The organism is Stenotrophomonas sp. PS02289, assembly GCF_029960115.1.
In the GTDB taxonomy this organism is placed as follows: Bacteria; Pseudomonadota; Gammaproteobacteria; order Xanthomonadales; family Xanthomonadaceae; genus Stenotrophomonas.
Map to the genome: position 1 here is coordinate 1 of NZ_JASCOZ010000156.1, position 10,217 is coordinate 10,217.

Annotated in this window: 6 protein-coding genes; 5 read left to right on the plus strand and 1 reads right to left on the minus strand. The window is 67.5% G+C overall.

Annotation, left to right across the window (positions count from 1 at the left end; translation table 11 throughout):
• Positions 1–80: 80 nt before the first annotated feature.
• The 5 genes from cutA (at position 81) to QMX83_RS17290 (ending at position 7,947) form a co-directional block, all read left to right on the plus strand.
• The gene (gene cutA / locus QMX83_RS17270; protein WP_282297879.1) at positions 81–419 is read left to right on the plus strand and encodes a divalent-cation tolerance protein CutA; all 339 of its coding nucleotides are present in this window, start codon (positions 81–83) and stop codon (positions 417–419) included.
• On the plus strand, positions 419–2,791 hold the full coding sequence (locus QMX83_RS17275) for a protein-disulfide reductase DsbD domain-containing protein (protein WP_282297873.1): 2,373 nt from the start codon (positions 419–421) through the stop codon (positions 2,789–2,791). The genes cutA and QMX83_RS17275 overlap by 1 nt, the downstream gene beginning before the upstream one ends.
• A gap of 29 nt (positions 2,792–2,820) precedes the next feature.
• On the plus strand, positions 2,821–3,354 hold the full coding sequence (locus tag QMX83_RS17280; protein ID WP_282297874.1) for a TlpA disulfide reductase family protein: 534 nt from the start codon (positions 2,821–2,823) through the stop codon (positions 3,352–3,354).
• A gap of 127 nt (positions 3,355–3,481) precedes the next feature.
• Complete coding sequence (locus tag QMX83_RS17285) at positions 3,482–5,581, plus strand: TonB-dependent receptor (RefSeq protein ID WP_282297876.1); 2,100 nt, start codon at positions 3,482–3,484, stop codon at positions 5,579–5,581.
• Complete coding sequence (locus QMX83_RS17290; protein WP_282297877.1) at positions 5,581–7,947, plus strand: sulfite reductase flavoprotein subunit alpha; 2,367 nt, start codon at positions 5,581–5,583, stop codon at positions 7,945–7,947. Before QMX83_RS17285 ends, QMX83_RS17290 begins: the two co-directional genes overlap by 1 nt.
• A gap of 24 nt (positions 7,948–7,971) precedes the next feature.
• Here QMX83_RS17290 and QMX83_RS17295 read toward each other — a convergent pair.
• Positions 7,972–10,217, minus strand: a 2,246-nt coding sequence (locus QMX83_RS17295) for a methyl-accepting chemotaxis protein (protein ID WP_282297878.1), incomplete at its 5' end; no start/stop codon positions are given.

Consider the following 10,217-nt stretch of genomic DNA (forward strand, 5'->3'; position numbering starts at 1 on the left):
GGCCTGGCCCCGCACCACGGATTTCCGGGAGCCGCCGGGCAGAGCCCGGCGCTGCGGCTTCGGCATTACAATCGACGGTCATGTCGACCGTCGATTCCGTATTCATCCTGATGACCACCTGCCCCGACGCGGATTCTGCCGCGCGGCTGGCCAAGGCATTGGTGGAAGAGCGGCTGGCGGCCTGCGTCACCCGGCTGGACGGGGCGCAGTCGACGTATCGCTGGCAGGGCGAGGTCACCGAGGATCGCGAGATCCAGTTGCTGATCAAGACCACCGGCGGCCGCCTGGACGCGGCAATCGAGCGCGTGTGCGCGCTGCATCCGTATGAACTCCCTGAGTGCATTGCGGTCGAAAGCCACGCCGGCCTGCCGGCGTATCTGGATTGGATTCGGGCGCAGACCCGAGAGGACACTGATTGATGACGCTGTTGGGTCGTGTTGCGGCGCTGTGTGCGCTGGCTCTGATGTCGCTGCCCGCCTGGGCAGTGAGCGAAAAGGATCTGCTGCCGGTGGACCAGGCGTTCGCGCTGAGCGCGCAGGCGCGCGATCGCGACCGCATCGAAGTGCGCTTCGACATTGCGCCCGGGTACTACCTGTACCGGCATCGCACCACGGTCAAATCCGATGCGTCGTTCAGCGCCGAAGCGCTGCAGATGCCGGCCGGCAAGAAGCATCACGACGACTTCTTCGGCGAAGTGGAAACCTACCGTGAGCGACTGGTGGCCGTGCTGCCAGGCAAGGCCACCGATGGCGCGGACAGCGTGACCCTGGAAGTGCGCTTCCAGGGCTGTGCGGATGCAGGCGTGTGCTACCCGCCGCAGAAGCGCAACATACAGGTCCGTCTGCCCGGGGGCACCGGCAAGACCGCTGCGGATGAGAACGGCATTTCTCCAGCCTTCGGTGGCGGCAGTGGGCTGCCGCTGGGCAACCCGCTCTCCGGAAGCAGCGGCGGCGGGCTGCGTCTGCCAGGTACCGGCAACACCCAGGCACTGCCGCTGCCGTCCGAACGTGCGTTCGGCTTTGAGGCCATCGTCGGTGACGGCAACACTGTCCTGCTGCGTTTCAGCCCGGCCCCGGGGTACTACCTGTATCGCGACCGCACCTCGCTGAAGCTGGAAGGCACCACCGGCATCGTCGCCGACAAGCCCTTGTGGCCACCGGCCAAGGCGCATCGCGACGAGCATTTCGGCGACGTGGCGGTGTACTTCGACCAGGTCGACGTGAAGCTGCCGCTGCGACGCACGCGCGCGGACGCCTCGCCGGCCACGCTGGTGATCACCTTCCAGGGCTGCCAGACCGACGGCATCTGCTACCCGCCGATGACCCGCCGGGTGAAGCTGGCGCTGCCGGCCGGCAAGGTCAATGCGCGTGCAGACGACGCTGCGCCACGCAACGAAGTGATCACCCCGCTGCCCACGCGGGAGAAGCGCGCGCAGGAGCGCGACGGCAACAGCCTGGCGAGCCAGCCGCTGCTGATCCGCCCCAACGAAGCGGCCGCGCAGGAACCCGCGGTCGGCACCCCGGATGCCAGTGCCGACAACGCACAGCGCACGCGCCCGCCGGTGGGCGGCGACAGCACCCCGACCACCCTGATTGCCGCCCTGCTGCTGGCGCTGGTGGGCGGTCTGGTGCTGAACCTGATGCCCTGCGTGTTGCCCATTCTGTCGCTGAAGGTGCTGGGCGTCGCACAGAGCGGCGAAAGCCGGCAGCGCGCGCGCAGCCATGCGCTGTGGTACACCGCCGGCGTCCTAGTGGCCTTCGCCGGCATCGGCGCGCTGGTGCTGGTGCTGCGTGCCGCCGGGCAGGCCGCGGGCTGGGGCTTCCAGCTGCAGCACCCGTGGTTCATCGCGGCACTGGTTTATCTGATGTTTGTCGTAGGCCTGAGTCTGTCCGGCGTGTTCACGCTCGGCGGCGGACTGGGTGGCGTGGGTCAGTCGCTGGCCTCACGCACTGGCCCGATGGGGGACTTCTTCACCGGCGTGCTGGCCTGCGTGGTGGCCAGCCCTTGCGTGGCACCGTTCATGGGCGCGCCGCTGGCCTATGCATTCACCGCATCGCCGGCATCGGCGATGCTGGTCTTCGTCGTGCTGGGACTGGGACTGGCGCTGCCGTTCCTGTTGATCGGCTTTGTGCCGTCGCTGGCCCGACGCCTGCCCCGCCCCGGTGCGTGGATGGAAACCCTCAAGCAGGTGTTGGCATTCCCGATGTACGCCACCGCGCTGTGGCTGCTGTGGGTGCTGGGCCAGCAGCGTGGCGTGGATGCCATGGTCTGGGTGCTGGGCGGACTGATCGTGGTCGGCCTGGCCCTGTGGTGGTTCGAGCGCAGCCGCTGGCGCAGCCAGCGCGTGGGGACGGCGCTGGCGCTGGCATTGCTGCTGGCTTCGCTGGTGCCGGTCTGGGCCGTGAATCGCATCGAGGCACCCGGCAAAACTGCGGCGGCCACCGCCGACAACGTGGTCGATTATTCGCCGCAGATGCTGGACCGCCTGCGCCAGGACAACCGTGTGGTGTTCGTCAACATGACCGCCGACTGGTGCGTGACCTGCAAGGCCAACGAGCGTGCGGTGCTGGGCACGCATGAATTCCAGGACACCCTGCGCCGGACCAACGCGGTCTACATGCGCGGCGATTACACCAATGTGGACCAGGAGATCACCACCTTCCTGGACGAACACAAGGCGGTCGGCGTGCCGCTGTACGTGGTGTACGGCCCAGGCGCACCGCCGACCGTGCTGCCGACGGTACTGACCCAGGCCATCGTGGAAGAAGCGCTGCTGCGCACGGCACGATGAACCATGCGCCGCCACGTCGATCGCTCAGAGTGGCGGCCGCCATTGCCGCCATCCTGGGCCTGGTGGTCGGGGTGAGTTACTTCGGCGTGCCGCCGGCTCCGGTGGCACCGGCATCATCACCGGAACGTCCGGCAGTCGTCCCGGCTCGCCCCGGCGATGCCGTGCCGGCCATCACCCTGCCTGACCTGGATGGGAACCCCGTCGACCTGGCCACGTTCCGCGGCCGGCCGTTGTTGATCAACGTGTGGGCCAGCTGGTGCGGCCCCTGCGTGGAGGAGATGCCCGCGCTGCAGGCATTTGCCACCGCACAACCGGCCGACGGCGTGCAGGTGCTCGGGCTGGCCATCGACACGCCCGAAGGCGTGCGTGAGTTCCTGGCCCGCGTGCCGGTCAGTTACCCGATCGTGCTGGAACAGCCCGCACCCGACGATGCCAGCGTCAAGCTGGGCAATGCACAGGGCCTGCTGCCCTACACCGTGCTGGTCGATGCGCAGGGACGCATCGTCAAGCAGAAGCTGGGGCCGTTCGCCCACGGCGAGATCGAGACCTGGGCAACGCCCTGACGTCCTTCCGGCGTCACCTGCCCGATCGGGTGTTGACCCGACCGGCATCAGCCTGAACAATGACGATATCCATTCTCATTAGCTTTTGGGCTGGTTTCACCACGTCCAATGCTCCAAGGACGTGCCTGTGCGCTTTTCACCGTTGTTTGTCGCCCTGACCGCGCTGCTGTCGGCCCCCGCGTTTGCCCAGTCCAACGAGGCCCGCACCCTGGATGCGGTGACGGTCACCGCCTCACGCACCGGCCAGAGCGCCGACACCGCGCCCCAGACGGTCGTGGTGATCGAGCGCGAGGCGATCGAGCGTCAGCTGCGCATCAGCGGCAACTCCTCCGATGTGCTGGCCAATCTGCTGCCGTCCTACACCCCCAGCCGCGGCAAGATGAACGGCAGCGGCGAAACCCTGCGCGGGCGCACGCCGCTGATCCTGGTCGATGGCATTCCGCAGTCCAATCCGCTGCGCCCGACCGGTCGCGAGACCCACACCATCGACTACGCGATGGTCGAGCGGATCGAGGTGATCCAAGGGGCCAACGCAATGAACGGCCTGGGTGCGACCGGTGGCACGATCAATCTGATCACCCGCAAGCCGGAGCCCGGTCAGATCAACCAGCATGTGGGCGTGCAGACCACACTCCCGACCACCGACATCAGTGCGGAAACCACCAGCTATCGCGCCGACTACCGCATCAGCGGCAGCAACGGTCGCTGGGACTATCTGTTCGGTGCGGGCTACGAAGACCAGGGCCTGTGGCTGGACGGTGACGGCACCGCGATCGGCACCGACACCACCCAGGGCGACCTGATGGCGACGCGGGCCTATGACCTGCACGCGAAACTTGGCTACTGGATCGACGACAACCAGGAACTGCAGTTCAGTTCCAACCGCTACCGGATCAAGTCCAAGGCCGAGTACCTCACCGTGTCCGGCAACCGCAACACCGGGCTGCCCACCACCTCGGTGCGCGGCACGCCACCGGGTACGCCGCCGTGGAATGACGTGTGGACCACGGGTCTGGCCTACACCCATCACGACCTCGCGGGGATGGAAATGCGCGCGATGGTGTTCAACCAGGAGTTCGAAGGCCTGTTCGGCGGTGATCGCTCGTCGACCTTCCAGGACCCGTTGATCGCTCCGATCGGCACCTTGTACGACCAGTCGCGTTCGGTCGCCTCCAAATGGGGAGCCAAAACCAGCCTGGGCCGCGACGACCTGCTGGACGGCACGCTCAAGCTCACCGGCGGCGTCGACCTGCTCCAGGACAGCGGCAAGCAGGACCTGTATGGCACCGGTCGCACCTACGTGCCCAACTCCGAGTTCCGCAACGCGGCCGGCTTCCTGCAGGCCGAGTACAAGCTGCTGCCGACGCTGACCGCGCAGGGCGGGATTCGCCGCGAGGAAGCCACGCTGCGCATCGACAGCTACCAGACCCTGTACCGCTACAACCGGGTCAACGTGCAGGGCGGCAAGCTGCGCTTTGGCGAAACGCTGTACAACGCCGGCCTGGTGTTCGCGCCAACAGACACCTTCAATGTGTTCGGCAGCTACTCCGAAGGTTTCGGCATGCCGGATGTCGGCCGCGTGCTGCGTTCGATCAACACGCCCGGCACGTCGGTGGCCGATCTCAACGCGCTGGAGCCGGTGCTGACCCGCAACACCGAGCTGGGCGCGCGGGTGCGCAACGGTGCATGGCAGGCCGATGTGGCGGTATTCCAGTCGCGCTCGGACCTGGGCACGCGGATCATCTCGGTCGATGGCGCGTTCCAGATGGCCCGCGAGAAGACCCGCATTGAAGGCCTGGATGCCAGCGTGCGCTATCAGCTCAACGACGCGCACGGGCTTGGCCTTTCGTATGCGTGGACGCGTGGTCGCTATGACAGCGATGCCGACGGTCGGCTGGACGCACGCCTGGATGGGCTGAACATCGCGCCCAACCGCGCCATCGCGACGTGGTCGGCGCAGTGGACGCCGGCGCTGTCCACCTTCGTGCAAGGCCAGTACGCCTTCAATAGAAACTTCGACGAAGCGGCCAAGCAGTTCCAGGGCTATGCGCTGTTCGACCTGGCAGCCGAATACAAGCTCAGCAAGGGCAGCGTGCAGCTGGGCGTGGCGAACTTGTTTGATCGCCAGTACATCACCTACTACTCGCAGAGTGCGCTGATTGAACCGGACCGCTACTTCGCCGGTCGTGGGCGCACGGTGACCGTGGGATATCAGCTGGACTTCTGATGTTCAAGAACATCCTCTTCCAGCTGCACTGGCTGCTCGGCATCACCGCTGGCACCGTGCTGGCGATCATGGGCCTGAGCGGTGCGACGCTGTCGTTCGAGGACGAACTGCTGCGCGCGCTCAATCCCTCGGTCGCCGACGTCGCCCACCGCCATGCCGCCGGCGAACAGCCGCTGGCCCTGAGCGAACTGCTGCCACGCCTGCAGGAGGGCACCGACCGGCCCCTGCAGCGCCTGCGCGTGGATGCCACCGGTCAACGCCTGTCGGTCGCCCGTTTCGAGGGCGGCAAGCAGCACTGGCGCTACTTCAACCCCTACACCGGACAGCAACTGGGTCACCTGCGCGGCCTGGCGTTCTTCGATTTCGTGGAAGACCTGCATCGCCATCTGGTGGCAGGCGACCGCGGCAAGCTGATCACCGGTATCTGCGCGATCACACTGGTGTTCTTCGCGCTTTCCGGCCTGTATCTGCGCTGGCCGCGTCAGTGGTGGCACTGGCGTACGTGGCTGGCGGTGGAATGGTCGCGCAGCGGGCGCAGTTTCCTGTGGAGCCTGCATTCGGTGGTGGGTACCTGGGTGCTGGTGGTCTACCTGCTGCTGGCACTGACCGGCCTGTGGTGGTCGTTCGACTGGTACCGCAGTGGCGCGACCCAGCTTCTGGGCGGCCCCAGCCGCGACGAGCCCGCCCTGCGCGCCAGCGAAGGTGCGCTGGACATGGCGCGTGTGGAGCGCACGCTGTATGCGTTGCCTGGTGTACGTCAGGGCTATATTGACCTGCGCTTCCCCAACAAGTCCGGTCGACCGCTGAGCGGCCGTGTGCAGTCCACCGACGCCGCGCACGACCGTGCCCAGGACAACGTGCAGCTGGACCCCGTCACCGGTGCCTTGCTTGAGCATGAGCCGTACCGGCAGATGAGCGCCGGGCGCAAGACCATGACCAGCATGTTCGCGTTGCACTCGGGCAGCTTCTTCGGACTGCCCGGGCGCGTGATCATCATGCTGTCCAGCCTGGCCATGCTGCTGTTCTTCATTACCGGCTGGATGCTGTATCTGGATCGTCGCCGCAAGAAGCGGCAGGTGCGCGCCTCGCGTGTCTCCATGGACGCCACCGCTGCTGACGGGCAGCGCCCGTGGCTGGTCACATTCGCCAGCCAGAGCGGGTTTGCCGAACAGTTGGCGTGGCGCGCAGCGGCACAACTGCAGGGTGCGGGCATGGCGGTGCAGGTGCGCCCGCTCGGCCAGCTGGATGCGGCCAGTCTGCAGGACACCCACAACGCGTTGTTCGTCGTGAGCACCTTCGGCGACGGCGAGGCCCCGGATGCCGCACGCGTGTTCGAGCGTCGCCTGCTGCCGCAGTCGCTCGCACTGGGCGAGCTCCGCTACGCACTGCTGGGACTGGGCGACAGCGAGTACGCGCGCTATTGCGGTTTCTCCCGTGGAGTGGATGCATGGCTGTCAGCACAGGGGGCGCAACGCGTGTTTCCCACGGTCGAGGTCGATCGCGACGACAGTACCGCGCTGGGCCAATGGCAACAGCAGCTGGCGCAGTTGACCGGCGTCGACGACGTGGCTCCACTGCCCGCCCCCGAACCCTTGCAGGACTGGGTGTTGCAGCGACGCACGCTGCTCAATCCGGGCAGTGCCGCAGGCGCGATCTGGGAAATCTGCCTGTTGCCGCCGGCGCATTCCAACTGGCAGGCAGGGGACATTCTGGAGATTGTCCCAGGGCCTTCCGATACCGGGCCTGACCCGACGCCCCCTGCACTTCCGCATCGCGAGTACTCGATCGCCTCGGTCATGCAGGACGACTGCCTGCAACTGGTGGTCCGACTCACCCAGCTCCCCGACGGCCGCCACGGCCTCGGCTCGGGGTGGCTGTGCGTGCACGCCACTGAAGGCGCGCCGATCCAGGCGCGGGTCCGCCGCAGTACCGGCTTCCATCGCTTCCCGGAGCACGCGCCGATGCTGCTGATCGGCAATGGCACCGGCATTGCCGGCCTGCGCAGCCTACTGCGTGAAGCGGCGGCGCATGGTGACGGCGGGCATTGGCTGGTCTTTGGTGAGCGCACCGCCGCGCATGACAGCCTGTATCACGATGAGCTGGAAACGTGGCTGCAACACGGCCATCTGCGTCGTCTGGATCGTGTGTTCTCGCGCGATGCCGACGGCGGCGGATACGTGCAGCACCGGCTGCGCGAGCACGCCCCGGCGGTGCGGGACTGGGTGGCGATGGGCGGCAGCATCTACGTGTGCGGTTCGCTGCACGGCATGGCCGAAGGCGTGGACCAGGTGCTGCGCGAAACCCTGGGCGAAGCCAGCCTGGATGCTTTGCTCGGCGAAGGCCGCTACCGGCGCGACGTCTACTGACAAAGCGCCGGTAGCGCCGACCTGTCAGGCGGGCAGCCTGCGTCGCCCGCTCTCGACCACGGGCGTGGCGAGCACAAAGGCGGCGACGGCGTCGCCCAGCAGTTCGGCCTGGCGCTGCATGGCCTGCGCCGCGGCCGAGGCTTCCTCCACCATCGCCGCATTCTGCTGGGTACTGCCATCCATCTGCAGCAGGGTCTTGCCAACCTGCTCGATACCCGCGCTCTGCTGCTGCGACGCCGACGAGATACCCGCCATGATCGCCGTCACCTGCTCGACGCTGCGGACGATGCCGTCCATGGTTGCGCCGGCCTGATCCACCTGGCGCGAGCCGACACTGACTTTGTCCACGGAGGTGTCGATCAGCGCCTTGATCTGCTTTGCCGCGTCCGCGCTGCGCTGTGCCAGCAGACGGACCTCACTGGCGACCACTGCGAAGCTGCGCCCCTGTTCGCCGGCGCGGGCGGCTTCGACGGCGGCGTTCAAGGCCAGGATGTTGGTCTGGAAGGCAATCCCATCAATGACGCCGATGATGTCCGCGATACGCCGCGACGAGTCGGCGATCTCGGCCATGGTGGCCACCACCTGCCCGACCGAGGTGCCGCCCTGGGCGGCGATCCGCGCGGCATCGATGGCCAGCTGATTGGCCTGCTGCGCTGACTCGGCGTTCTGGCGTACGGTCGCGGTCAGCTCCTCCATCGACGACGCCGTTTCCTCCAGATGTGCCGCTTGGCGCTCGGTACGCTCGGCCAGATCGCGGTTGCCGGCCACGATCTCGCCCGCCGCCCCGTTGATCGACTGGGACGCGTGCTGGATACGGGTGACGATGTCGGTCAACTGCTGCACGCTGGCATTGGCGTCGTCGCGCATGTGCGCGAACACCCCCTGGAACTCGCCCTGCATGCGTGCGCCCAGATCACCCCGCGCCAGTGCCGCCAGCAGTGCCTGCACGCTGCCCAGATTGCCCTGAAGGGTGTCGAGCAGACCATTGATGCTCACCGCCAGCGTGCGCAGGAAGCCCTGCTTGTCATGCACCGACAGCCGAACGTCCAGCTCGCCGTGCGCAGCCGCATCCACCAGCGCGGCGACCTCTGTTTCCACCGTGGTTTCCAGCGCGCGACTGCGCCACTCCACCGCCGCACCGAGCAACTGACCGTCGTGTCGCATGGGGTTGATCACCAGCTGGTAGCGCACCTGCTGGTGTTCGATTTCATGCGTACCCTGCTCGGCACGCTGCAGCTGGGCGACAACCACCGCCAGCGCCGGATGCAGCGCCAATGCCGGACGGCCACGCCAGGATGTCTCCTCCAGCCCAAGTGCCGCGCACAGGGCCCGGTTGAGGAAGGCAATGGATCCATCCGGTTCCAGCACCATCATCCCGGTCTGCGCACTGTCCAGCGCCTGTCGGGCACGGGCATTGTCCTGCGCGGCGGCGCGCTCGGCTTCGATGCGCACGCGAAGGCGCTGCTGCATGTGAGTCAGCCGCTGCGCCAGCTGCCCGATCTCATCATGCGGATTGCGGACTGCGAGCACGGTATCCAGCCGATCTTCCGCAATGTCCTCGGCAAAGCGCAGCGTGTCGGCAATCGGCCGGCGTACCGAACCCAGCACCAGCAGCAGGGTGGCGATCAGCATGCCCGCGACCACCAGCAGGGTCAGCGCGAATACCACCGTCATCGCCCGCGCCTGCTTCTGCTGGCCGGCGCGGGCGGCTGCCAGCGACGCCGTCTGGCTGCGATCAAGCTGCTGCAGCGCCGGTGCAATCTGCTCGGCGGTGTCGGCCAGCGACATCGCCTCCACGTCCAGGCCCACCCGCGCGGCGGTGTAGCCCAGCAGCGCCCCCTGATAGGCGTCCATGGCGGCGCGCAGCGCGTCCTGATCGGCAGACGCCAACCGTGACTCCCCCAGGGCCAGCTCGAACGGCAGCTTGGCCTCGCTTGCACGGTCGCTGTGACTGCTGTCGCCGGTCAGCAGCAACAGCGCTTCCTGCCGGCGCATGGCCTGACCCTGCGCACTCAGCGCGGGACGCTGCGCAGCGTCCAGCAGGCCATCCAGCGTGGTGCCCGCCGCCTCCAGTTGCGCGCGCAGTCCCTCCTCGCCCCGCCCCATCTCATCGACGCGCTGGTTCAGCGCGCTGATGCCTTCGGCAAAGGCCGTGATGCGCTCACCGAGTGCCGTGAGCGCCGCGCCGGTCCCTGCGGTATCGCTGGCCTCGGACTGCAGCTGCGTCAGGGTCGCCTGCAGCCGTTCTCGCGCCGCCTGCAGGGCGGCGC

Coding starts and splice junctions, on each gene's coding strand:
- cutA (WP_282297879.1), top strand. CDS start 81: ATGTCGACCGTCGATTCCGTATTCATCCTGATGACCACCTGCCCCGAC.
- QMX83_RS17290 (WP_282297877.1), top strand. CDS start 5,581: ATGTTCAAGAACATCCTCTTCCAGCTGCACTGGCTGCTCGGCATCACC.
- QMX83_RS17275 (WP_282297873.1), top strand. CDS start 419: ATGACGCTGTTGGGTCGTGTTGCGGCGCTGTGTGCGCTGGCTCTGATG.